Below are 21,575 nucleotides of genomic sequence, written 5' to 3'. Positions count from 1 at the left end.
CCCCTGCGACCGCTATGACGCGCACCCCCACACACAAAGCGCTTCGCACTCAGGCGACCGCACGTGTGACCCACACCACCTCGCCTGTCAACACACCCCAAGTGCATCACCGGGTCGAGTTGGCCGATCTACATGCCCACCTGTATGGCGTGACCCTCACCCTCGGCCAACCTTCGGCCCAACAGCGTGTGTCACTGCCTGTGTGGATTGCAGGCAGCTACATGGTGCGCGAGTTTTCCAAACAGCTCATCTCCTTGACGGCACGCCAAGGCCACCGCGTGGTGGCGGTGCAGCAACTCGACAAATGCAGCTGGCAGGTCGACTGCACCGCAGACGCCCCCCTCACCTTGCACTACCAAGTGCATGCGCACGACAACTCGGTGCGCACCGCATGGCTGGACACACAACGCGGCTTCTTCAACGCCACCAGCCTGTGCCTGAGCGTGGCAGGCTGTGAAAACTGGCCCCATGACTTGGAGCTGGTGCCGCACGCCGAGGTGCCCACCTGGGCCGTGGCCACCGGCCTGACACCCCTGAAGGTCAACCCACGTGGCTTTGGCATTTACAGGGCCGCCAACTACGACGAGCTGGCCGACTGCCCGGTGGAGATGGGCAACTTTTGGTCTGGCCACTTCACGGCCTGCGGCGTCCCACACCGCTTTGTGGTGGCGGGTGCCGCCCCTGCGTTCGATGGCGAGCGGTTGCTGCGCGACACGCAAAAAATATGCGAAGCCGCCATGCGCTTTTGGCACGGCAACCAGCGCGCGCACATTCCGCACACGCACTATGTGTTCATGCTCAACGCCGTGGGCGAGGGCTATGGGGGCTTGGAGCACCGCAACTCCACCGCCTTGATTTGCCAACGCGCCGATCTGCCACGCCTGAGCGACACCCCTGTGCTCGCCGAAGCACTCAAAACCAAAGTCGACAAGCCCAGCGACGGTTACACCACCTTGCTGGGGCTGATCAGCCACGAGTACTTTCACACCTGGAACGTCAAGCGCTTGCGCCCGGCAGAGTTTGCACGCTACGACTACACCCAAGAAAACTACACCGAGCTGCTGTGGTTTTTTGAAGGCTTCACCAGCTATTACGACGACAAACTGCTGCGCCGCGCCGGCTTGATCGACGACGCGCACTACCTGCGCCTGCTCAACAAAACCATCAACCAAGTGCTGCAAACGCCGGGGCGTGCCGTGCACAGCGTGGCGCAGTCGAGCTTTGAAGCCTGGACCAAGTACTACCGTGCCGACGCCTACACACCCAACCTGACGGTGAGCTACTACACCAAGGGCGCGTTGATCGCCCTGTGCTTGGACTTGGCCCTGCGCCAGCACGGCGTGAGAAACCACAGCGTGTCATTGGACGATGTGATGCGTGGCCTGTGGGCACGCTGCCAGGGCGGCCCCATGCAAGAAGCCGATCTGTTGGCGGTGCTGCAACACCTCACGGGTCGCGCGTGGGCGCGCGAGATCAAAGCCTGGGTGCACGGCACCCGCGACTTGCCACTGCAAGACGCCCTCACCGCACACGGTGTGGCCGTTCACCATGACCCAGCGCAATTGGCGCAACGCTTGGGGTTGCGGGTGAGCGAAGACCACAGCATCCAGATCAAGCAAGTCCTCAGCGGCAGTGCGGCGCATGCCGCTGGTTTTGCACCGGGCGATGAGTGGTTGGGCGTAGAGCTGGGTGGCAAAACTGCCAGCGCCTGGCGCTTGAAAAAGCTCGACGAGCTGCCGCTGTATGCGGGCCGCGCCAAGAAGGTCACCGCGTTAGTCAGCCGTGACCGCCAATTGCTGCGCTTGGCCCTGAGCTTGCCATCGGCCAAAGCACAAAGCAGCTGGCGCTTGTCGGTACTCGACGCCGCCAAAGTGAAAGCCTGGTTGGACTGAGGCACACGGCCTCAGATCACCCCACGCAAATCCACCACGCGCTTGGCCTTGCCCTGGCTGCGCTCCACGCCGCCCTCGGCCTTCAAGTCCACCGCGATGCTGGTGCCCACAAAGGTCTTCACATCGTGCTGCAACTGCTGTGCAGCCGCACGGGCTGCATGGCCTTGTGGGTCTACGCCGGGGCGTGTTTCCACCACTACTTTCAGGCTGTCCATCGGACCCTCGCGGGTCAGCACGCACTGGTAATGCGGGGCCAACTCGGGACGCTTCAAAATGAATTCTTCGATTTGTGAGGGAAACACATTCACGCCACGCACGATCATCATGTCGTCACTGCGGCCGGTGATTTTTTCCATGCGGCGCATGCTGCGCGCAGTGCCTGGCAACAAGCGCGTCAGATCACGGGTGCGGTAACGGATGATGGGCAGCGCTTCTTTGGTCAGGCTGGTGAACACCAACTCGCCCATCTCGCCATCGGCCACCGGCTCACCGGTTTCAGGATGGATGATCTCGGGGTAGAAATGGTCTTCCCAAATCGTGGGGCCGTCTTTGGTCTCCACACACTCGCTGGCTACGCCTGGGCCCATCACTTCGGACAAGCCGTAGATGTCCACCGCGTCAATGCCCATGCGTTGCTCAATGGCGCGACGCATGTCGTTGGTCCAAGGCTCAGCACCAAAAATACCCAAGCGCAAACTCGACTCGGCAGCCGACAAACCCTGGCGTTCAAACTCATCGGCAATCGCCAGCATGTAGCTGGGCGTGACCATGATCAGGTCGGGCTTGAAGTCGCGAATCAGTTGTACCTGACGCTCGGTTTGACCGCCGCCAAACGGCACCACGGTCAACCCCAAGCGCTCAGCACCATAGTGCGCGCCGAGCCCTCCAGTGAACAAGCCGTAGCCATAGCTCACATGCACCATGTCACCAGGGCGCGCACCCGCCGCCCGGATGCTGCGCGCCACCACGTGGGACCACACGTCGATGTCGTTGTGCGTGTAAGCCACCACCGTGGGCTTGCCGGTGGTACCGCTTGAGGCATGAATGCGCACACACTGCTCACGTGGCACAGCCAACATGCCAAACGGGTAGTTGTCGCGCAGATCGGCTTTGGTGGTGAACGGAAACTTGGCCAAATCGGCCAAGGTTTTGCAGTCGCTCGGGTGCACACCCGCCGCGTCAAACTTGGCGCGGTAGGCCGGTGAGTTGGCGTACGCCTGATGCAGCGTGGCTTGCAAGCGCTTGAGTTGCAAAGCACGCAGTTCGTCGGTGCTGGCCTTTTCAATCGGCTCTAAGGGAAACGACTTGGCTGAAGAGGGTGCGGGTGTCATTCGGGGATCACCGTTCCTTGAATTTGAGCGCTCTTGCCACGGAACATGGCAATGGTGTCGCCGTGTTGGTTGGTCACGCGCATGTCGTAAATGCCGTGGCGGCCCGACAGCGTTTGCTCCACGCCTTCGCAGGTCAACACGTCGCCCAACTTGGCAGGTTTTAAAAACTCAATGGTGCAGCCTGCGGCCACCGCCACTTTGTTGTAACTGTTGCAGGCAAATGCAAAGGTGGAGTCGGCCAAAGTGAAGATGAACCCCCCGTGGCAAATTTGATGGCCATTCAAATGCAGCGCGCGCACCGGCATGCGCAACACAGCGCGTCCGGGCTCACAGCTCAGAATTTCGATGCCCATGGTGTCTTTGGTGGCGGTGTCGACAGCGAACATCGCGCTGGCGACTTGCTGCGCCAGGGTGTGTGGATCGGTGGCCATCATTCGCCCTTGAAGACCGCAGGTCGTTTTTCTAAAAAGGCCGTCACGCCCTCGATGTAGTCGTGCGTGCAACCCAATGCGGCTTGTGTGTCGCGTTCGGCATCCAGGTGCTCGCTGAAGGTGCGCGTGCCTGCGTCGCGCAGCAAATGGCGGGTGGCGACCAACGCTTTGGTGGGCATCACCGCCAGCTTCTCGGCCAGGGCGCACGCGGCGGCCAAGCTGTCATCGGCCACGTCCCAAATCAGCCCCCAGGCCTTGGCTTGTTCCGCACCCAGCTTGTCACCCGTCATGGCCAGCGCCATGGCGCGCGCCATGCCTAAGCGCTCGACCAACCACCAACTGCCGCCCGCATCGGGAATCAAACCAATCTTGCTGAAGGCTTGGATGAAGCTGGCATTGGGAGATGCAATCACGATGTCGCAACACAGCGCCAGCGATGCGCCAGCCCCTGCAGCCACACCGTTGATGGCGGCCACGGTGGGCATGCGCAAACTTTGCAACTTGCGTGCGGTGGGGTTGAAGGCTTGGTCAATCACCGGGCCGGGGTTGGCACGCGCCATCAAGTCAGGACCGGGCGCAAAGTCGAATTCAGACAAATCGGCGCCAGCACAAAAGCCTCGGCCCGAGCCCGTGATGACCATGGCACGTATCGTAGGGTTGGCCTCGGCACGGTCACACGCGGCCCACAAGTCGTGGTGCATTTGGCGGGTGAAACTGTTGAGGGCGGCGGGACGGTTCAAGGTCACCACGGCGACGCTTTGTCGCTCTTCGTACAACACGGTGGCGCTTTGCGCAGTTGGGGTCATGCTCTCTCTCCTTGAGAGAAATTTAGCATTAGCCGACCGATCGGTTGGCTAATGTTTACCCTTGGTCAACCCTGACCATCTAAGCGAAACTGGCGTTGCCCGAGTGCTTTTGCCAACAGCGTCAACGCGACAAAAGCCGTGGCCAACTGCGTGATGCCTTGACAGGCTGGGTCCGTGTAATGTCTGAACTGCAAGCCCACACCACAGGCAGCTAACACCCACAAAGTGACCCATGCAAATCGCGGCGACTCACAGGTTTCGGAAAATCTTCGCGTCAACCACACACCGTTCAATCCGGACAGCCAACCGATGCAGGCGCCAGCGATCACATCCGCAGGCCAATGGGCACCCACAGCCACACGAGACAAGCCCACGAAAGTCGCGAGCACCAAGGCCCCAGCAATCACACCAACCGCTTTTGAGTGGTTACGCTCCGACATGAAACAGGCATAGGCGACACCGGCTGCGGCAAACGCTGTGATGGTGTGACCCGAAGGGAAACTGTGCCCACTGAGGAGCTCGCCCAACACATGAAAACTGTCGTGTTGCAAAACATCGCCAGGACGAGGCGCTAAAAAAAGACGCTTGAACCCCAGAGAGGCCAAACCACCCATGGGAATAGCCGCCACCAATCCAAGAACCATGCGACTGCGAAAAAGCAGCAAGGGTGACAACCAGCACAACAAGATCAAGGTGTCGCCAAACAGGGTGATCGCAGGCCAGAACTTACTGGGCAGCACTTCAACGCTCGCGCCGTTGAGATTCAAAAATAAATCAACCTGGGAAACCTGCTGAACGTGCGCAATCAGAATCAACAGAAACACAACGATGGCAACCCAGATGGTGGGTCGCATCATGCCACTGTGGGTAGCGTCATTCAAAGTTGCCGCCGCATTGGCAGAGTAGGAGCGCGTCATGGCCGTCTCGTGGTTAGTTCTGTCCAACCCTGGCACAACCAAAAATCGAACAAGGCAATTGGACGCCCCCAGTGTGACAAAGGCATTTCATCCAGTCGCTCACAACTTTGAAACTGATGAGGTGCTGTGGGGGGCTCAAAGCGCATCAACGACCAATTGATCCACACCACCCGATCGCTTGGCTGCAGCCCCCCAAACCACAAATCAAACTGATCGGCATGGGTGTTGACCACCTTGACTGGGATCGGACGTGCATACCAAGCCACGCGACTGGCCAGTGACCAATTGGTCACCGCCAAGGCGTTGGCATGGTGACGCTCGGCGAGTTTGCTGGCCATTTCTGCAGCTTCTCGCCAGCCGTACAAATCTGCAAAGGGGTTGGCACGGGGTTTGTCCTGTGTGGCGTCCCCTGGAAGTCCTCCAGCCAACATCAACCCAAAAAAAACAACGCACGCCAACGCTTGGATCATCCACAGGACTTGGCGTATTTTTTCGCGCCCTGAGGCCCAATGGTGGCAACCCCAAGCGCCCAAGGGCAGCAAAGCCACCACGGCGGGCGTGGCCCAGTGTGGCAAGGTGCTGCCACGGCCCGATAGATAAATCCAAAGCAGCAAACTCGGAAGTCCGAAATACAAACCCAAACGATGCGCCGTCAGTCTTGCGGGGGGTTCACCTGCCACCGCAGAGGTGTGTCGCAGTCCCACCCACCATACAAAAGGCAAGATCAATCCATAGGCCAACCAAATCACCAGGGTGAACCTCAAGGCGTTCAACCACTGCCAATGCGACTGGCCTGCTGCATGGTTGAGCTGGTATCGAAATGAAGCCCAATCGTGCTCATGATTCCAATAGAACACGGGGACCACGCAGACCAGCGCCACGCCCAAGGACCACCACACACCGCTTTGCCTGAAGACTCGCAAGCCATGGGCTTGTAACAAGGACAGCAAAACACCCAGGGCCAAAAAAACCGCGGTGTATTTGGCCAGTCCTGACAAACCCAGCAACACGCCCAAAGCCAACCAGAGCTTGAGTTGTTGCGGAGGATTGGGACGGCACAAACGCCAAGTCAAGACCATCACCGCGCACGTCAAGGGCATCAACAAGGTGTCGGGAACCAAGGCAATACCCAACAAATGGGGCAACAAACTCAAACCCAACAACCACCACTCCCACCGCAAGCCCCACATCGATGCACGGTTCAAGGAGGGATACAAGCTCACGGTCAATGGCTTCAACAAAACAGCCGTCAGCAACCACGACATCATGGGCAAACACCGCATCAACACGTCGCTGCCACCCAACTGCAAAAAAGGCCATTGCAACCATGCCACCAAGGGCGGGTGATCAAAGTAACTCCAATCCAAATGGCTCGCATACAAGGCGTAGTGCGCTTCGTCAGGCGACAAATGAAAACTCACCGACAAGCCCAGATGGATGGCTGCCACACCCCAAAAGGCGAGCATGGTTGCCCAACCAGGACGCTGAAAAAGCTTCAAGCACGTCTCCGTTGAGGCCATACCAAAATGGCAGTGGCCGCGTAGTTCCACATCACACCCACCAAAATACCTGCCAGTGCTGACCACACCCAGTAGCCAATATCGCCGTAGATGTAGGAGGCCACCCCCACATTGGCAGCAGCACCCACCGCGCATGCCAGCATGAACTTGAGTAAGCCGCCCCACCAAGCCCAACCCTGGAGCCGCTGGTCACGGTAAGTGAGCGCGTTATTCAAGACGAAGTTAAAGACCATCGAGACAATGACCGCAACAGTTTGTGCAACCAGAAAAAAACCTGTGAACAAAGCCATGCCAATGGACAACACCACCAAATGAACCAAGACACCAGCGCTGCCAATCAAACCAAATGAGACCAATTGCACAGGCACATAGCGCCCCACCGTTTTGTCCATCAGCAACATCAAGAAGTCCCAAGCCACACGGTTGTCGAGTTTGCTTTCGCCCACTGTCCGCTGACCAAATTGAAACGGCAGTTCCAAAATTTTCAACGGCTGAGGAGACGAGACGATCAAGTCCACCAAAATTTTGAAACCGATGTTGGAGATCCGATGCACCGAGTTGTCCAATACTTCTCGGCGCAACATGAAAAACCCACTCATCGGATCACAAATCGACAAACCTAACAAACGTTGGCTCAAGACTGTGGCCACCCAACTGGTTTGCTGTCTGTTCGATTGCCAGTCGCCCACACCCCCACCGTCAATGTACCGACTGCCCACCACCATGTCGTAGTTTTCTAGCTGGAGGGCTTGCAGCATCTGAGGCAACAACTTTTCATCATGCTGTAAGTCGGCGTCCATCACAGCCAGAAATCGCGCATGGGTGGACAACATACCTTCCACACACGCGCTAGACAATCCGCGTCGCCCCACGCGTCTTAAGCACCTCACATTTGGATAGCGAGTAGCCAAATCGCGAACGCTCGTGCAGGTTCCGTCTGGCGAGTCATCATCCACAAAAATAGCCTCCCAACTCACACCGTATAACACCTGATGAAGCTTCTCCATCAAAGCGGCCACGTTGCCTTTTTCATTGAAAGTTGGAATCACCACCGCCAACACAAGCGCGTTGCTTGGGTTTGAATTTGAGATACTGTCCACTGGGTTTTATCGCTATCAAAGTATGAATATGTGGAAAGAAATTTTATGAGCCGAGCCCCATCTTCTTTGTGAAACAAATCAACCCAAACCGTCATCAAACCAACATCAAAATGAAACCCTTTTCTGCTAGCGATTACTCCCTGCGGCACATTGGCTCGCTCATCGTGGGTTACTGTTTGGTGTGGACATTGATCCAATGGCTGTCCGAGCCCAACCTCGACAGCTATCACGACATGCTGGAAAACTACGCCTGGTCCTACCAATGGGAGTGGGGAACCTTCAAACACCCCCCCTTCTTTTCGTGGACGGTTGGGGCGTGGTTTTTTTTGTTTGAGACGACCGATTTTTCTTACAAACTGTTTGCCTACGTCAATGTTGCCTTGGCCTTGATGGCTGTCGCCGTCTTAGCCAAACAATTGAAATTGACGCACTTGGCCTTGACGGCGGTCTTGCTGTTGCTTTGGTCGTTCCCTTACAGCACGCTCGCGGCCAAGTTCAACGCCAACTCGCAGTTGCTGCCCCTTTGGCCATGGACTGCGGTGGTGTTTCTGTATTGCACACAAGCAGTGGGTTGGCAACGCCTGCTCGCGTCAGTCTTGTTAGGGCTGATGGCTGCCGCGTGCATGTTGAGCAAATATTTCAGCGGCGTCTTTTTGCTTTCGTTTGTGGTGATCCTTTTGGCCCATTCACACACGAGTCTGTGGCTCAAATCAGCTTGGCCCTACGTGGCACTGATGACCTTTGTGTTGGCCATGTACCCCCACTATCAGTGGCTTGCGTCGCATGACTTCATCACCTGGGTCTATGCACAAGCACAAACAGAAGCTCGCATCGATTGGCCAAGGATTTTCAAATTTGCTGTCATGCCCTTGGTCTATTGGTTGCCCGCATGGTTGGTGTGCGCGGCCTTGTTTGCTGTGCTCAATCCACAAACACGGTCCATGCGGCAAAAGACACAGGCCTTCTTGCGCAATTCAGTGGTGTGTTGGCGCGCACAGGGCTGGCAGGACACTCTTTTTTGGTTGTGTGCCGTACCGTGGCTGTCTACGCTCCTCATTTGCGTCATCACACGCGTGTCGCCTGAAGCACCTTGGGCCATTCCCATGGGCTTTGCTTACACCTTGCTGTGGTTGCGTAACTTGTCACAACAGCATCCTGCACACACGCCCCGGGTCCTGAATCGGCTTGCGCAATGGCGTTGGCAAGCGTTGGCATGGATCGCATTGGTGGCTGCCGCCATCACTCTGTATTGGGCTTGGGTGCCTCGTGCCAACCTCAACTACTACCGTCCCACCCAAATTGCTGCACTTCACATCGCAAGCGAGTGGCACCGTGAGCACCCCACTGAACCTTTAGGCTGGTCCAGCGGCAGCTGGGGCGAAAACGCCATGGTGGGTTTTTACGCCAATCACCACGTCAAAGCCCTGCCTAATTTGCCAGACAGCGCTGAGTCCCTGATTGCACCACTCACAGATTGGCAAAAACAAGGCGGCGTCATCGTCTGCCCCTTAGGCACAGAGGATCAACCACAAGATCATGCACAAGCGTGTGTTCGCGACACCCAGCAATGGTTGGTCGCCTTGGGGCAATCTGAGCAGCCTCGCACCTATGCTTTGGCAAAAACTGGGACGCGTTATCCTCAGCAAGTCATCTTTCGATATGCGGTCTTTCACTACCTTCCAGCAATCCCTTCTCACACCAGCCAACCCACCCAACCCTGAGGAAACACCACATGGCCTACGAATTCATCAACGTCCACACCGAAGCCGACAAAGTGGGCGTCATCACCCTCAACCGTCCCAAGCAACTCAACGCCTTGAACGCTGGCTTGATGGTGGAGCTGGGCCAAGCCCTCAAAGCCTTTGACGCCGACCCCGCGATAGGTTGCATGGTCATCACCGGCAGCGAAAAAGCGTTTGCTGCGGGTGCCGACATTGGCGCCATGGCCACCTACACCTTTGCCGACGTGTACAAGGACGACTACATCACCCGCGACTGGGAAACCATCCGCAGCATCCGCAAGCCCGTCATCGCCGCCGTGAGTGGCTTTGCCTTGGGCGGCGGCTGCGAGCTGGCCATGATGTGCGACTTCATCATCGCCGCCGACAACGCCAAGTTTGGCCAACCCGAAATCAAGCTGGGCATCATCCCCGGTGCAGGCGGCACACAGCGCTTGCCACGCGCCATCGGCAAAGCCAAAGCCATGGACTTGGCCTTGACAGGCCGCATGATGGACGTGCACGAAGCCGAGAAAGCGGGCTTGATCAGCCGCATCGTGCCGCTGGATAAGCTGATGGAAGAAACCTTGGGCGCAGCCCTGATGATTTGCGACTACTCACAACTCGCCGTGATGGCCGCCAAAGAGTCGGTCAACCGCGCGTTTGAAAGTGGCCTGGCCGACGGCGTGATGTTTGAGCGCCGCTTGTTCCACGCCTTGTTTGCCACCCAAGACCAAAAAGAAGGCATGGATGCGTTTGTCAACAAGCGCAAAGCCAACTTCACCCACACCTGAACCACCCCGATCTGCGCCTGGGCTGTTTCTCGTTTTTAGGAAATTCAATGTCTTCTGTCTGGATTCGCCGCATCGCGGCGTTGCTCGTGTGTTGCTCTGGTTTGGTGATGGCGCAAAGTTTCCCGAACAAACCCATCAAAGTGCTGGTGCCCTTTCCTGCGGGTGGCACAGTCGACTTTTTTGCACGCACGCTGGCGCCCAAACTCTCTGAGGCCTTGGGCCAAGCCGTGCTGGTCGAAAACCGCCCAGGCGCGGGCGGCAACATTGCCACCGAAGCCGTGGCCAAAGCCGCACCCGACGGCTACACCTTGCTGATGGGCTCGGAGATTGTGGCCATCAACACCTCGCTCTACAGCAAGCTCAACTACGACCCACTCAAAGACCTCGCGCCCATCGTGCTGGTGGGTACCGTGCCCAACATCTTGATCGTCAACCCTGCCGTGCCTGTCAACAACGTCAAAGAGTTGATCGCGCTGGGCAAAACCAAATCCGCCAACTTGTCTTACGCCTCCACAGGGCAAGGCACATCGACACATCTGTCCACCGAGTTGTTCAAGAACATGACCGGCATGGAGGCCGTGCATGTGCCCTACAAGGGCGGGCCGCCAGCCATTGCCGACTTGCTGGGTGGGCAAGTCAACATGATGTTCATCAACATGCCCACTGGCATCGCACACGTGCGCTCTGGCAAGGTCAAGATCTTGGCGGTGTCCAGCAAAAAACGTGTGGCCCAACTGCCCGATGTGCCCACGGTCGAAGAAGCCGGCGTCAAAGGGTTTGTCACCTACGCCTGGTCAGGCTTGTTTGCCCCGGCAGGCACGCCACGCGAGGTCGTGACGCGCTTGAACCAAGAAGTGGTGAAGCTCTTGAAGTTGCCTAGCATCCGTGAACAACTGGCAGGTCAAGGTGCCGAAGCCGTGGGCGACACACCCGAGGAGTTTGGCCACTTCATGCGTGAAGAGGTGGCCCAATGGGCGCACATGGTGCGCACCTCGGGCGCCAAAGTCGACTGAGCGGTTTCAGACCAGCCGCACGGCCCTCGCGCAGCCCTCAGTGGCTGTGCGTCATCGGCATGGCTTGCTCGGTGCCCGCAGCACCTGACAACAACGAGGGGTCGAGCATGCCGGCAATCATGGCGATGTGCCCAAACACCAAAAACAAAGCCACGCAGGTGGCGTGCAGCTTCATCTTGTGCTCTTCATTCGCACCTCGGTTGACAAGCCCTAGCTCTTGCGCCGCGATGTAAATCAGGGGCAGCCCTCCGACCAAATAACTGCCCACAGCGATCACATCAATCACCGTGCGCCACTCACCGGCTTGTGTGATCGGCACCACAGCCGTGGTCATCAGGTAGCCAATCACGCCGATGAAATAAATCCCCACGATCAAACCCGCCGCCCGATTGAGCGCATGCACCCACCCGCTGCGTGAACGGGTGAACAACACATACAACTCGGTGATGGCCAGGGTCTCCGCCAACACCACGGGCACGCCCATGAAGATCAGCAAATTCCAAGGCTGGTTGGTGGCCAACAACTCCATGTAGTGGGTCATGTTCATACAGTTCTCCAATTCGTTGCTGTCGTGTCATGCAGCGCATGAACACGAGCCATTGTGACGTCTTGTGGCTTTGCAATGGCCACCACTCAGCTCTCTTTATGTTTTCTTTACGTTTAGTTTGCTTGTTCTGAAGACATTCATCACCAACTGAGGTGTATAAGGAATTTCTATGAAACACGCCTATCTGCGCTTCTTATCCATCGCCCATGGCCTCAAGCCGGTTCTGGTGGGCCAACGCCATTTGGACGAGTCAGCCAAGCGCTTGCTCGAAATCATCGCGGTTCGCTTTGGTCAGGGCATCCCCATGACCGTGACAGACGCCATGTCGCTGCTTGTGCTGGCAAGCCCTGCCACCTTGCACCGCAAACTCGACGATCTGCGCGAAGCAGGCATGATCGAACAAGTGTTTCATGGCCAAAACCGACGCACCAAATACCTGGTGCCCACCCAAACGGCCAACCACTACCTTGACAAACTCGGTCAAGCCATGTGTGACGCTGTGGCCAACGCATCGCCTGGAATTGCTGCGGTTTGTTGAGTCCGCCTCTCGTGGGTGAGCGTTCTGTCAGCGTTTTATTTTTTCAAATGATGATTAATTTCTATTTGATAAGATACTGGCATGACCACCAGTTCATCACCTCGACTCACCGCCTTGGCAGGCCTTGCTTTGCTCGCCGCGGCGCTATCCGCCTGCACCTTGCCTAAGGGTCTGGGTCTGCCCATTCAAAACGGCAACTACGCGCCCGATGTCAACCTCAAAGGCGATCAACGTCGCGCCTACGAACAAGACCTGGAGGCCTGTCAAAAGCAAATCATCGCGGCATACGGTGACCGACAAACCTCCAACAATGCCATCACCGATTTGAGGCAATGCCTTATCCATAAGGGCTACGTGCTTCTGAGTTAAGCTTGGCGCTTCGGCCAAGTGGGCACAGGGATGGTTTACAATGTCGCCCTGCATCAGGTGGTATAGCTCAGTTGGTTAGAGCGCAGCATTCATAATGCTGATGTCGCAGGTTCAAATCCCGCTACCACCACCAATCTAAAAACCCACAGTCGCAAGGCTGTGGGTTTTTTCTTTTCAGGGTTCGCTATTGCAAGGATTGGACGTAACTGTCCATGGCGTTCACGGCAGTCCACACGAAGCTCAGCAACACCATGAACAAAGCGAGGACATAAAAATTCAGACGCACCTCAGCCCGTTCCATCTGATGCAGTTGCTGCATCAGAGGCTCTGTGGTTCGATAGGCTTTGCCATTGAAAATAAAACACAGGTGACGCACAGAAAAAACCACTTGGTGTTTTTCATACAAGTACTGCCTGTAAGCTGGGTTGCTCAGCTGTCTCTCTTTTCTTGGGATCAGGGTCTGTGACATGTCGAGGTGGCACCTTAGAGCAAGATTAGTTTTAGCTGCTGCAGATGTAAAGATTTCAGATTTAATTTTAGGGGCGTTTGGGATCAGGCCTTGAGCCTGGGTGACTCATGGCCAAGCAACAGGCTTTTCCCGCACAGTGTTCAAGTTCTTTGTGCTGTGGTTAACCTCAACATCCAGGAGACATACATGGAACTTTTGACTGACCCGCAAGCTTGGATCGCCTTTGCCACCCTCACCCTGTTGGAGCTGGTGCTGGGCATCGACAACATCATCTTCATCTCGATCTTGGTCGACAAACTGCCGCCCACCCAGCAAGAAGTGGCCCGCCGCATTGGCCTGTTCATGGCCATGTTCATGCGCATTGGTTTGTTGCTGGTGCTGTCTTGGATCGTCGGTTTGGTCGAACCTTTGTTCACCGTCATGGGGCAATCTATCTCGGGGCGCGACATCATCTTGATCCTCGGTGGCTTGTTCCTGATCTGGAAAAGCACCGGCGAAATTCACCAGTCCTTAGAGGGCGAAGAAGACGCCTTGAACAGCAGCGTCAAAGCCACCCTGACCCGCGTGGTGCTGCAAATCATGGTGATCGACTTGGTGTTCTCGCTCGACTCCATCATCACCGCCGTGGGCATGGTCGATGAAGTGGCCATCATGATCGCCGCTGTCGTGGCATCGGTCGGCCTGATGATGCTGTTCGCCAACGCCATCGGCCAGTTTGTGTCGCGCCACCCCTCCATCAAAATGCTTGCCCTCACCTTCTTGGTCGTCGTCGGTGTGGTGTTGGTGGCCGAAGGCTTTGGTCACCACGTGCCCAAGGGCTACATCTACTTTGCCATGGCGTTCTCGCTGATGGTGGAGCTGCTCAACATCCGCTTTCGCAAACGCGCCTCCAACGTGGTGCGCCTGCACCCCAACCACATCCCGGGCAAATGAATGTCTCAAGCTCATCGCTTCAAAGGCAACAAACAGTCCTTACCCAGCAAGCCTTGCGCGGTGTGCCAACGGCCCATGACCTGGCGCAAGGCCTGGGCCAAAAACTGGGAACACGTGCTCTACTGCTCTGACGCCTGTCGCGCCCAAAAGAAAACCGCCCCATGAGCCCAACTCCGCTGCGCCATTTGGTGATCGTGTTGGGCGACCAGCTCAACCTCGACGCCACCGCCCTGCACGACTTCGACCCCCGCTGCGACGCAGTGTGGATGGCCGAGGTGATGCAAGAGTCCACCCACATCCCCTCGTCCAAACAACGCACCACCGTCTTCTTGAGCGCCATGCGCCACTTCGCGCAGACCGTGCGCGCCCAAGACTGGCCGCTGCACTACACCGCGCTGGATGCGCCTGACGCGCCCAGCAGCTTGGCCGATGCTTTGAGCCGCGCCATTGAACAACTGCGCCCCCAAGCCCTGGTGCTCACCGCCCCCGGCGACTGGCGTGTGCTGCAAGACTTGCGCGCCGTGGCACGCGCGCACGCGCTGCCCTTGCAACTGCGCGACGACCTGCACTTCTTCAGCACCGTGCGTGAATTTGCCGAACACGCCAAAGGCCGCAAACAACTGCGGCTTGAATACTGGTACCGCGCCCTGCGCCAAAAAACCGGCATCTTGATGGCCGACGGCAAACCCGTCGGCGGGCAGTGGAACTTCGATGCCGACAACCGCGCCTCCTTTGGCAAACAAGGCCCGCCGCCCATCCCCGCCCCCCAGCGCTTTGCACCCGACGCCATCACCCAAGACGTGATGGCCGTGGTCAACACCCAACTCGCACACCACCCCGGCCACCTGACCAGCTTTGGCTGGCCCGTCACCCGCGACGATGCGCTGCTGGCCCTGCAAGGCTTCATCACACAGCGCCTGCCACTCTTTGGGCAATACCAAGACGCCATGTGGGAGGGCGAGCTGTGGCTCTACCACTCACACCTGGCGTGCGCACTCAACCTCAAGCTGCTCAACCCACGCGAAGTGGTGCAAGCGGCCGTTGACGCCTACACACAAGGCCTGGCCCCTCTGCCTGCGGTGGAAGGGTTTGTTCGGCAAATCTTGGGATGGCGTGAATACGTGCGCGGCATTTACTGGACACACATGCCCGAGTACCTGGAGCGCAACACGCTCAACGCACAGGCCGAGCTGCCCTCGTTTTATTGGACGGGCGACACCGACATGGCGTGCCTGCGCGACGCCATTGGCCAAACCTTGCAACACGGCTACGCCCACCACATCCAGCGCCTCATGGTGACCGGCCTGTACGCCTTGCTGCTGGGCGTGAAACCGCAAGCCGTGCACGCCTGGTACTTGGGTGTGTATGTGGACGCCGTGGAGTGGGTGGAGCTGCCCAACACCTTGGGCATGAGCCAGTTTGCCGACGATGGCCTCATGGCCAGCAAACCCTACGCCGCCAGTGGCAAATACATTCAGCGCATGAGCAACCACTGCCAAGGTTGCCGCTACGACCCCGCACAGTCCACCGGCGAACGTGCCTGCCCCATCACCACTCTGTACTGGGACTTCTTAATACGCCATGCCGACACCTTGGCTAAGAACCCACGCATGGTGATGCAAGTCAACAACCTCAAACGCCTGACACCCGAGCAGCGCGAGGCCATTGCGGCGCAGGCGTTGGCGCACAGAGAGCAACACGAAGACGCTGAGTTGATCGAAATTGTGAAAGCACGCGCTGGCGGGAAAACGGTCAAGGTGAAACTTGAAAACATATAGCTTGGGTTGTAGACGACTGCTTTGATGCGCGACAACTCACGAGTCTGAAAAGTCAGACAAGGTTCTCAAAATAAATTGTGGACGCTCATGTAGATCCAGCCAGAAATCACAAGCCACATGGCAATGACAAAAGCCACGCCGGCTCGGCTGATAGGTTTTTTCTCCTTTTTTTGCATCCACTCTTCAGCCTGGCGACGGCAGTCTTGCAAAACCTCCGCGGGCAGTAATTTCACCGCCAGCCAAATCAACACGGGCAACAAAAGTACGTCATCAAGGTAGCCAAGAACAGGAATGAAATCCGGAATCAAATCGATGGGACTGAGCGCATAAGCCACAACAAGCGCGCCTAAAGCCTTGGCATACCAAGGTGTCATGGGGTTCTTACCTGCGAACCAAAGGGTGACGCCATCTCGCTTGACACACCGCGCCCAGGTTCTTAGCTTTTCACCGATCGGCATGTCGACTCCCATCAAGCCTGTGATTTTTCACGGACACATTGTCCGCGAATCACCATGAGCGACCGATAGATCAGGCACACCCCCCTTTCCCCCACACGTAAACTCCCCGCCAACAAAAAACAGGAGCCCCCGTGAACACCACATCAACAAAAGCGGCCAACGAACTGCTCGTGCAACACTGGAAAGAAGGCACCACCTTGGCAGCCTTGCCAATTGCCCTTCGCCCCACCGAACGCGCGCAAGGCTATGCCATACAGGCCCATCTCGAAGCCCTCAGCCCACAACCCTTGTTTGGCTGGAAGATCGCCGCCACCAGCACAGCCGGTCAACAACACATTGGCATCGACGGGCCTATTGCAGGCCGCCTATTGGCCGAGATGGTTTACGCAAATGGCGACACACTGCCTTTCGGCGCCAACCGCATGCGCGTGGCAGAGGCCGAGTTTGCGTTTCGCATGGGGCGCGATCTGCCGCCGGGTGCAACGCCCTATGCCCTCAGCGAAGTGCTCGATGCCGTGTCAGCCTTGTACCTTGCCATCGAGGTGCCCGACTCGCGCTATGCAGACTTCGCCACGGTGGGCGCTGCACAACTGATTGCCGACAACGCCTGCGGCCACAAATTTGTGCTCGGCCCCCAAGCGCCAGACTTGTGGCGACAACTCGACTTGACGTCACACCGCGTGGTCGGCAAGGTGGGGCAACGGCTTGAGCGCGAGGGCATCGGTGCCAACGTGCTGGGCGACCCGCGCATCGCACTCACCTGGCTCGCCAACGAACTGTCCACATTGGGTATCACCTTGGCAGCAGGCCAAACCGTGACCACCGGCACATGCCTGGTGCCCCTCGAGTTCGAACCGCAAGACACGGTGTCAATGGATTTTGGTGTGCTGGGCCAGGTGAGTTGCAGCTTCAGCGCGGCGTGAAGCACCCAGGCAAATGGACCTGCGCCAGCGCTTGATTTGCTTATGGCAAGGCCACCCTGCTCTGAGCAATTCCACCAACAGCTTCGAGCTCACGTGGACTGTCAAGTTAGTAGCACAGACGACCACTGCTTAGCCAGTTTTGAACCGCGCACCCATGACGTCCAGTCTCTTTTGCAGGGGACTTCCCGTATCGATCGTCGAATCGATATTGCATCCATATGTTTAGTTGACTAACATTTTTACATGCGGTGGTCGGCGAGTTGTCGTCTGCTGCCCAACTACTGCCAGGAGAGCCCCCATGTTGACCAAGGAAGAGAACGAACTGCTGTGCCGCGTGGAGGGCGATGCGCCGATGGGTCAGCTGATGCGTCGGCATTGGACCCCGGTGTGCCTGATCGAAGAAGTGGCCGAGCCTGACGGCGCACCCGTGAAAGCGCGTGTGTTCGGGGAAGACCTTGTGGTGTTTCGCGACAGCAGTGGCCGTGTGGGCGTGATGGGTGAATACTGTCCACACCGAGGCGCATCGTTGGTCTATGGCCGGAACGAAGAAGGCGGCCTGCGCTGCCTTTACCACGGCTGGAAAATGAACACGCAGGGCGACCTGTTGGAAATGGCGTCAGAGCCAAGCTCCAGCGGCATGTGCCAAAAGGTCAAACACAAAGCCTATCCGGTGCAAGAGTGGGGCGGGCTGGTGTGGGCCTACATGGGTCCGCAAGACGCAGTGCCGCCCTTCGTCGCGCCACGCTGGGCGCCCACAGCCGATACACGGGTGTCGATCGGCAAAGCCATCTTGCCTTGCAATTGGGCGCAAATTCTTGAAGGGGCCATCGACAGCGCGCACAGCTCAAGCCTGCACAGCTCCGACATCGTTCCGGCCCGCGTGGACACCGCGCAAGCCCTGCCCAACCAGTTTTTACGGCCATCCACCGACAAGGCGCCGCGCATGCAAGTCGAACGCACGCCGTGGGGCTTTCGGTACGCTGCAATCCGTCGTCCTATCCACGATGCAGCCACCCACGACTACGTGCGCTCCACCGTGTTTGTGGCCCCAGCCACCGCCATCATCCCGCCCAACAACCAGTACAACTTGGCCAACATCAACGTGCCCTGCGACGACACCAGCACGGCCTTTTATTTCATCGCGTGGGGTCACCCAGCACAGACCCCCGAAACCGACTCTTGGCGCAAGTTCTTACGCCAGACGGTGGGCATCGACTTGGATGCGTTCTACCGCCCGCTGCGCAACCAAAACAACCACTTCTGGCAAGACCGACAAGCCATGAAAGCCGGAAACTTCACTGGCATCCAAGGGTTCCCCAACCAAGACATCGCCATGTGGACCACGATGGGAGCCATCGCTGACCGCACCCACGACCGACTTGGCGCGAGCGACCTGGCCATTGTCGAATTTCGCCGCCGAATGCTGGATGCGTTGAAAGATTTTCAAAATGGCGAAGCCGCCATCGGCACAGGTGACAAAGCCATCCCCCCTGAGGTGTGCGCTTTTCAAGCCATCGTGCCCAAGACCACCGACTGGCGCACCTATGAAGCCAGTTATGTCTGGGCCGACAAACCTTAAGGGTCCCGTCGACTGCGGCCACGGGCCAAAGAGGTCAGCACCACCGCAGTGTGGCGTCGATCAAGCCGTCCTAAATTGACCGCGTGGACGCAACGCAACGCCAGCCTGCCTTTGTTCCAGCACATGGGCAATCCAGCCTGCGGTGCGCCCCATGCCCCACAAGGCGTTGGCCGAACGCGGTGGCAGGCCCCAAGCCAAACCCAGCACCACCAAGCCAATTTCAATGTTGGGGTGCAGGCCCAGCTCCTGCTTCAAGGTCTCGACGAAACGGCAAGCAAGCTCCGCTTGCGCCGAACCCGGCCCCGTGCTGCGCGCCAACTCGATGAGCGCCGCAGCGCGCGGATCTCCCTGGGGATACAGCGGATGCAAGAAACCCGGCAAGCTTTGGCGATGACGCTCGGCCTCGGCGACACGCTGATTCAACTGCGCCATCGACGTCATCCCACGCATCAGGTCCTCCGCCACATCACCCCCACCAGCCAGCGCAACGCCTCGCTGTGTGGCAAGCGCTGCCACGATGCAGGCATGCAAACCAGAGCCCACCGAAGCCGCAATGCGTGCAGAGAAAGTGGGCGAAGAGAGTTCGTGATCGGCCCCCAGAATCAGCGCTGCGTTGACCGCATGCAATGCCGCTGACGTGGGCTGAGCACCAAGCGCTTCAAGCACATGCTGCGCCAAGGGAGCTTGCCCCTGCGGCGCGATAAAGCGCCCCAACGGCCCGAGCACACCACAACAGCCCGCAAAGGCGAACAGCAATTGACGTGCAAGGTGAATCGTCGCGTCGCTTTGCTGTTCTTGCAGCACAGAGAAGCTGTCCAACATGGTGGCGGTGATGGAGAACAAACGCATCACACGCGGCGTGGCGTCGTCCACCGTGGCCATGACCTCCAGCGCGCGCTGCACATCGGCGGTCAGCGGCTGCGCTGGCCACACACGCACCGCGTCGGGCAGCGCACCGGTCCACAACAACTCGGCCACGTTTTCAAAGGCTCCTGGCGCGTTCACCAAACCTGTCGCCAAGTGCCCGCGATAGCAAGGGCCGGCGGGCGTGATCTCGGTGATGCTGCTGGTGAGCACGGGATGCCCAAAATACATGGCCTGTGCGGCCATCGCACCTTGACCCGCTCGTGCCATGCTGCGCAGTTGTAAGGTCTCCAACTCCTTGCGGCTGTAGAGGTTGCCTTTACTTCGGGCATGTCGAAGAGGCTGCAGCAGCCCGCGGCTGACGTAGGTGTAGAGCGTGGCGGCTTTGATGTCCAACAACGCACAGGCTTGCCGTGCATCGAGCAAATCCTCGTGATCGGTGACTGGCGATGCGTCGCGACTCAGGATGCTCTTAGGGTTTTCGTTCATCGATTGATCGATCGAGATTGATCAGGGCCTGAATGATATCTAGACTGCGCGCACCTTTTGGAAATCAGCAACACGTCCACCCTATGTCATCACACCCCGACGCTCTGACGCTCAGCATCGCGCTCTCTGACAACGAGCGCACGCGCCCCATCTTGGAAGGACGTTTTCACCCACAAGGCGTGCGCTTCATTTCAACCGCGATTCATCCCTCCGAAATGTTTTGGCGCCAACTCAAATACGGTGACTTCGATGTGTCTGAAATGTCGCTGTCCTCGCTGTGCATTGCGGTGTCACGAGGGGACAAGCGTTGGGTTGCGCTGCCCATCTTCACCGCCCGCAAGCACTTTCACACCAGCATCTTGGTGCGCGAAGACAGCGCCATTCGAGAGCCGCGCGATCTGCATGGCAAGCGTGTGGGCGTGCCCGAATACCAGCAAACCTGGGCCGTATGGTCGCGCGGCATCCTGCAAGACGACTTTGGCGTGGACGCCCGCGAGATCCATTGGTTCATGGAGCGAGGGCCAGAGCGCAGCCACGGCGCGAACACCGGTTTTCAACCCCCTTCAGGCGTTCGACTCACGCACATTCCGGGCACAACCAACATCGGCGAGATGATGGCCCAAGGTGAACTTGACGCCACACTGCTTTACTTGCGCAGCGGCAACTTGGTGGACCGCAGCCGTGTCGACTTGGAAAATCTGCCAGGTATCCGCACGCTGTTCGACGACCCCACTGCCGAGGGACGGCGTTTCCATGCACACAGTGGGATCTACCCCATCAACCACACAGTGGTGATTCGGCGCGAGTTGCTCGCGCAACATCCTTGGCTCGCGCTCAACATTTACCACGCGTTCGTCCAAGCCCAACGTCACTTGCAAACCCAGACCGACGAGATGCTGCAAGACCATGTGGCAACCGGTCTGCTGTCCGTCGAGGCCTCCCAACAGGTGCGGCAAGACCCCAAGCCCTACGGCGTCAATGCCTCGCGCGCGGTGCTGTCCAGACTCACGCGGTATGTGCATGAACAGGGGCTGACCGACCGGTGCGTTGGCATCGAAGAACTGTTCGCACCTTCCACACTCGACGTTTGAGTGTTTCCACGCTCA

22 protein-coding genes and 1 tRNA gene are annotated in these 21,575 nt (G+C 58.1%); 13 read left to right on the top strand and 10 right to left on the bottom strand.

The genetic code is table 11. The annotated features are described in order from the left end of the window. The first annotated feature begins 14 nt into the window (after positions 1–14). The gene (locus ACKWJN_RS01305; RefSeq protein WP_408593789.1) at positions 15–1,892 is read left to right on the top strand and encodes a M61 family metallopeptidase; all 1,878 of its coding nucleotides are present in this window, start codon (positions 15–17) and stop codon (positions 1,890–1,892) included. 11 nt (positions 1,893–1,903) lie between these two features. On the opposite strand, the gene paaK is transcribed toward ACKWJN_RS01305, so the two are convergent. The 6 genes from paaK to ACKWJN_RS01275 form a co-directional block, all read right to left on the bottom strand. Then, positions 1,904–3,223, bottom strand: coding sequence for a phenylacetate--CoA ligase PaaK (gene paaK, locus ACKWJN_RS01300; RefSeq protein WP_408593788.1), 1,320 nt, complete (start codon positions 3,221–3,223; stop codon positions 1,904–1,906). Beyond that, positions 3,220–3,609: a hydroxyphenylacetyl-CoA thioesterase PaaI gene (gene paaI, locus ACKWJN_RS01295; RefSeq protein ID WP_408593875.1), complete on the bottom strand. Its 390-nt coding sequence runs from the start codon at positions 3,607–3,609 to the stop codon at positions 3,220–3,222. The genes paaK and paaI overlap by 4 nt, the downstream gene beginning before the upstream one ends. Positions 3,610–3,653: 44 nt before the next feature. Further along, positions 3,654–4,460 carry an enoyl-CoA hydratase-related protein gene (locus tag ACKWJN_RS01290; RefSeq protein WP_408593786.1) on the bottom strand — a complete coding sequence of 269 codons (807 nt, stop codon included), beginning with the start codon at positions 4,458–4,460 and terminating at the stop codon, positions 3,654–3,656. A 65-nt stretch (positions 4,461–4,525) separates the two neighbouring features. Continuing rightward, entirely contained in the window at positions 4,526–5,377 is an 852-nt protein-coding gene (locus ACKWJN_RS01285) for a phosphatase PAP2 family protein (RefSeq protein WP_408593785.1), read from the bottom strand. Further along, entirely contained in the window at positions 5,374–6,843 is a 1,470-nt protein-coding gene (locus ACKWJN_RS01280) for a glycosyltransferase family 39 protein (protein ID WP_408593783.1), read from the bottom strand. The genes ACKWJN_RS01285 and ACKWJN_RS01280 overlap by 4 nt, the downstream gene beginning before the upstream one ends. Before the next feature lie 29 nt (positions 6,844–6,872). Next, positions 6,873–7,946 carry a glycosyltransferase gene (locus ACKWJN_RS01275; protein ID WP_408593873.1) on the bottom strand — a complete coding sequence of 358 codons (1,074 nt, stop codon included), beginning with the start codon at positions 7,944–7,946 and terminating at the stop codon, positions 6,873–6,875. A 161-nt stretch (positions 7,947–8,107) separates the two neighbouring features. Here ACKWJN_RS01275 and ACKWJN_RS01270 point away from each other — a divergent pair, with 161 nt between their 5' ends. The 3 genes from ACKWJN_RS01270 to ACKWJN_RS01260 are packed head-to-tail and all read left to right on the top strand — an operon-like array spanning position 8,108 to position 11,522. Next, positions 8,108–9,718, top strand: a complete 1,611-nt coding sequence (locus tag ACKWJN_RS01270) for a glycosyltransferase family 39 protein (protein ID WP_408593781.1) — start codon at positions 8,108–8,110, stop codon at positions 9,716–9,718. Positions 9,719–9,729: 11 nt separating this feature from the next. Then, on the top strand, positions 9,730–10,509 hold the full coding sequence (locus tag ACKWJN_RS01265; protein WP_408593779.1) for an enoyl-CoA hydratase: 780 nt from the start codon (positions 9,730–9,732) through the stop codon (positions 10,507–10,509). 47 nt (positions 10,510–10,556) lie between these two features. Next, positions 10,557–11,522, top strand: coding sequence for a tripartite tricarboxylate transporter substrate binding protein (locus ACKWJN_RS01260; protein WP_408593778.1), 966 nt, complete (start codon positions 10,557–10,559; stop codon positions 11,520–11,522). A 37-nt stretch (positions 11,523–11,559) separates the two neighbouring features. Here the strand turns inward: ACKWJN_RS01260 and ACKWJN_RS01255 are convergent, their stop codons facing one another. After that, positions 11,560–12,069 carry a DUF6803 family protein gene (locus tag ACKWJN_RS01255; RefSeq protein WP_408593776.1) on the bottom strand — a complete coding sequence of 170 codons (510 nt, stop codon included), beginning with the start codon at positions 12,067–12,069 and terminating at the stop codon, positions 11,560–11,562. A 169-nt stretch (positions 12,070–12,238) separates the two neighbouring features. Here ACKWJN_RS01255 and ACKWJN_RS01250 point away from each other — a divergent pair, with 169 nt between their 5' ends. From ACKWJN_RS01250 to ACKWJN_RS01240, 3 genes are all read left to right on the top strand, one after another. After that, the gene (locus tag ACKWJN_RS01250; protein ID WP_408593774.1) at positions 12,239–12,607 is read left to right on the top strand and encodes a hypothetical protein; all 369 of its coding nucleotides are present in this window, start codon (positions 12,239–12,241) and stop codon (positions 12,605–12,607) included. An 81-nt stretch (positions 12,608–12,688) separates the two neighbouring features. Continuing rightward, the gene (locus ACKWJN_RS01245; RefSeq protein WP_408593772.1) at positions 12,689–12,976 is read left to right on the top strand and encodes a hypothetical protein; all 288 of its coding nucleotides are present in this window, start codon (positions 12,689–12,691) and stop codon (positions 12,974–12,976) included. 56 nt (positions 12,977–13,032) lie between these two features. Then, positions 13,033–13,109: transfer RNA gene (locus ACKWJN_RS01240), tRNA-Met, on the top strand. Between the two features lie 51 nt (positions 13,110–13,160). On the opposite strand, the gene ACKWJN_RS01235 is transcribed toward ACKWJN_RS01240, so the two are convergent. Beyond that, positions 13,161–13,295, bottom strand: a complete 135-nt coding sequence (locus ACKWJN_RS01235) for a hypothetical protein (RefSeq protein ID WP_408593770.1) — start codon at positions 13,293–13,295, stop codon at positions 13,161–13,163. 336 nt (positions 13,296–13,631) lie between these two features. Here ACKWJN_RS01235 and ACKWJN_RS01230 point away from each other — a divergent pair, with 336 nt between their 5' ends. The 3 genes from ACKWJN_RS01230 to ACKWJN_RS01220 are packed head-to-tail and all read left to right on the top strand — an operon-like array spanning position 13,632 to position 16,156. Beyond that, positions 13,632–14,378: a TerC family protein gene (locus ACKWJN_RS01230; RefSeq protein WP_408593768.1), complete on the top strand. Its 747-nt coding sequence runs from the start codon at positions 13,632–13,634 to the stop codon at positions 14,376–14,378. After that, a complete protein-coding gene (locus ACKWJN_RS01225; RefSeq protein ID WP_408593766.1) occupies positions 14,379–14,543 on the top strand; it encodes a DUF2256 domain-containing protein in 165 nt (54 codons plus the stop codon). Continuing rightward, positions 14,540–16,156, top strand: a complete 1,617-nt coding sequence (locus ACKWJN_RS01220; protein ID WP_408593764.1) for a cryptochrome/photolyase family protein — start codon at positions 14,540–14,542, stop codon at positions 16,154–16,156. Before ACKWJN_RS01225 ends, ACKWJN_RS01220 begins: the two co-directional genes overlap by 4 nt. Before the next feature lie 65 nt (positions 16,157–16,221). Here ACKWJN_RS01220 and ACKWJN_RS01215 read toward each other — a convergent pair whose 3' ends face one another. Then, positions 16,222–16,614, bottom strand: coding sequence for a YkvA family protein (locus ACKWJN_RS01215; RefSeq protein ID WP_408593763.1), 393 nt, complete (start codon positions 16,612–16,614; stop codon positions 16,222–16,224). A gap of 131 nt (positions 16,615–16,745) precedes the next feature. Between ACKWJN_RS01215 and ACKWJN_RS01210 the strand changes: the two genes are divergently transcribed. Beyond that, positions 16,746–17,537, top strand: a complete 792-nt coding sequence (locus ACKWJN_RS01210) for a 2-keto-4-pentenoate hydratase (RefSeq protein WP_408593761.1) — start codon at positions 16,746–16,748, stop codon at positions 17,535–17,537. A 298-nt stretch (positions 17,538–17,835) separates the two neighbouring features. After that, entirely contained in the window at positions 17,836–19,116 is a 1,281-nt protein-coding gene (locus ACKWJN_RS01205) for a Rieske 2Fe-2S domain-containing protein (RefSeq protein WP_408593759.1), read from the top strand. Positions 19,117–19,176: 60 nt separating this feature from the next. Here the strand turns inward: ACKWJN_RS01205 and ACKWJN_RS01200 are convergent, their stop codons facing one another. Beyond that, positions 19,177–20,469, bottom strand: coding sequence for a citrate synthase (locus ACKWJN_RS01200; RefSeq protein ID WP_408593757.1), 1,293 nt, complete (start codon positions 20,467–20,469; stop codon positions 19,177–19,179). Positions 20,470–20,552: 83 nt separating this feature from the next. Here ACKWJN_RS01200 and ACKWJN_RS01195 point away from each other — a divergent pair, with 83 nt between their 5' ends. Further along, the gene (locus ACKWJN_RS01195) at positions 20,553–21,560 is read left to right on the top strand and encodes a hypothetical protein (RefSeq protein WP_408593755.1); all 1,008 of its coding nucleotides are present in this window, start codon (positions 20,553–20,555) and stop codon (positions 21,558–21,560) included. Positions 21,561–21,575: the final 15 nt, after the last annotated feature.

The sequence above is a fragment of the Limnohabitans sp. genome, assembly GCF_046052825.1.
Classification (GTDB): domain Bacteria; phylum Pseudomonadota; class Gammaproteobacteria; order Burkholderiales; family Burkholderiaceae_C; genus Limnohabitans.
Note: the sequence above shows the minus strand (reverse complement) of the source record. Positions and strands in the feature narration are given on the sequence as shown.

Coding starts and splice junctions, on each gene's coding strand:
- ACKWJN_RS01305 (WP_408593789.1), top strand. CDS start 15: ATGACGCGCACCCCCACACACAAAGCGCTTCGCACTCAGGCGACCGCA.
- paaK (WP_408593788.1), bottom strand. CDS start 3,223: ATGACACCCGCACCCTCTTCAGCCAAGTCGTTTCCCTTAGAGCCGATT.
- paaI (WP_408593875.1), bottom strand. CDS start 3,609: ATGTTCGCTGTCGACACCGCCACCAAAGACACCATGGGCATCGAAATT.
- ACKWJN_RS01290 (WP_408593786.1), bottom strand. CDS start 4,460: ATGACCCCAACTGCGCAAAGCGCCACCGTGTTGTACGAAGAGCGACAA.
- ACKWJN_RS01285 (WP_408593785.1), bottom strand. CDS start 5,377: ATGACGCGCTCCTACTCTGCCAATGCGGCGGCAACTTTGAATGACGCT.
- ACKWJN_RS01280 (WP_408593783.1), bottom strand. CDS start 6,843: ATGCTCGCCTTTTGGGGTGTGGCAGCCATCCATCTGGGCTTGTCGGTG.
- ACKWJN_RS01270 (WP_408593781.1), top strand. CDS start 8,108: ATGAAACCCTTTTCTGCTAGCGATTACTCCCTGCGGCACATTGGCTCG.
- ACKWJN_RS01265 (WP_408593779.1), top strand. CDS start 9,730: ATGGCCTACGAATTCATCAACGTCCACACCGAAGCCGACAAAGTGGGC.
- ACKWJN_RS01260 (WP_408593778.1), top strand. CDS start 10,557: ATGTCTTCTGTCTGGATTCGCCGCATCGCGGCGTTGCTCGTGTGTTGC.
- ACKWJN_RS01255 (WP_408593776.1), bottom strand. CDS start 12,069: ATGAACATGACCCACTACATGGAGTTGTTGGCCACCAACCAGCCTTGG.
- ACKWJN_RS01250 (WP_408593774.1), top strand. CDS start 12,239: ATGAAACACGCCTATCTGCGCTTCTTATCCATCGCCCATGGCCTCAAG.
- ACKWJN_RS01245 (WP_408593772.1), top strand. CDS start 12,689: ATGACCACCAGTTCATCACCTCGACTCACCGCCTTGGCAGGCCTTGCT.
- ACKWJN_RS01235 (WP_408593770.1), bottom strand. CDS start 13,295: ATGCAGCAACTGCATCAGATGGAACGGGCTGAGGTGCGTCTGAATTTT.
- ACKWJN_RS01230 (WP_408593768.1), top strand. CDS start 13,632: ATGGAACTTTTGACTGACCCGCAAGCTTGGATCGCCTTTGCCACCCTC.
- ACKWJN_RS01225 (WP_408593766.1), top strand. CDS start 14,379: ATGTCTCAAGCTCATCGCTTCAAAGGCAACAAACAGTCCTTACCCAGC.
- ACKWJN_RS01220 (WP_408593764.1), top strand. CDS start 14,540: ATGAGCCCAACTCCGCTGCGCCATTTGGTGATCGTGTTGGGCGACCAG.
- ACKWJN_RS01215 (WP_408593763.1), bottom strand. CDS start 16,614: ATGCCGATCGGTGAAAAGCTAAGAACCTGGGCGCGGTGTGTCAAGCGA.
- ACKWJN_RS01205 (WP_408593759.1), top strand. CDS start 17,836: ATGTTGACCAAGGAAGAGAACGAACTGCTGTGCCGCGTGGAGGGCGAT.
- ACKWJN_RS01200 (WP_408593757.1), bottom strand. CDS start 20,469: ATGAACGAAAACCCTAAGAGCATCCTGAGTCGCGACGCATCGCCAGTC.
- ACKWJN_RS01195 (WP_408593755.1), top strand. CDS start 20,553: ATGTCATCACACCCCGACGCTCTGACGCTCAGCATCGCGCTCTCTGAC.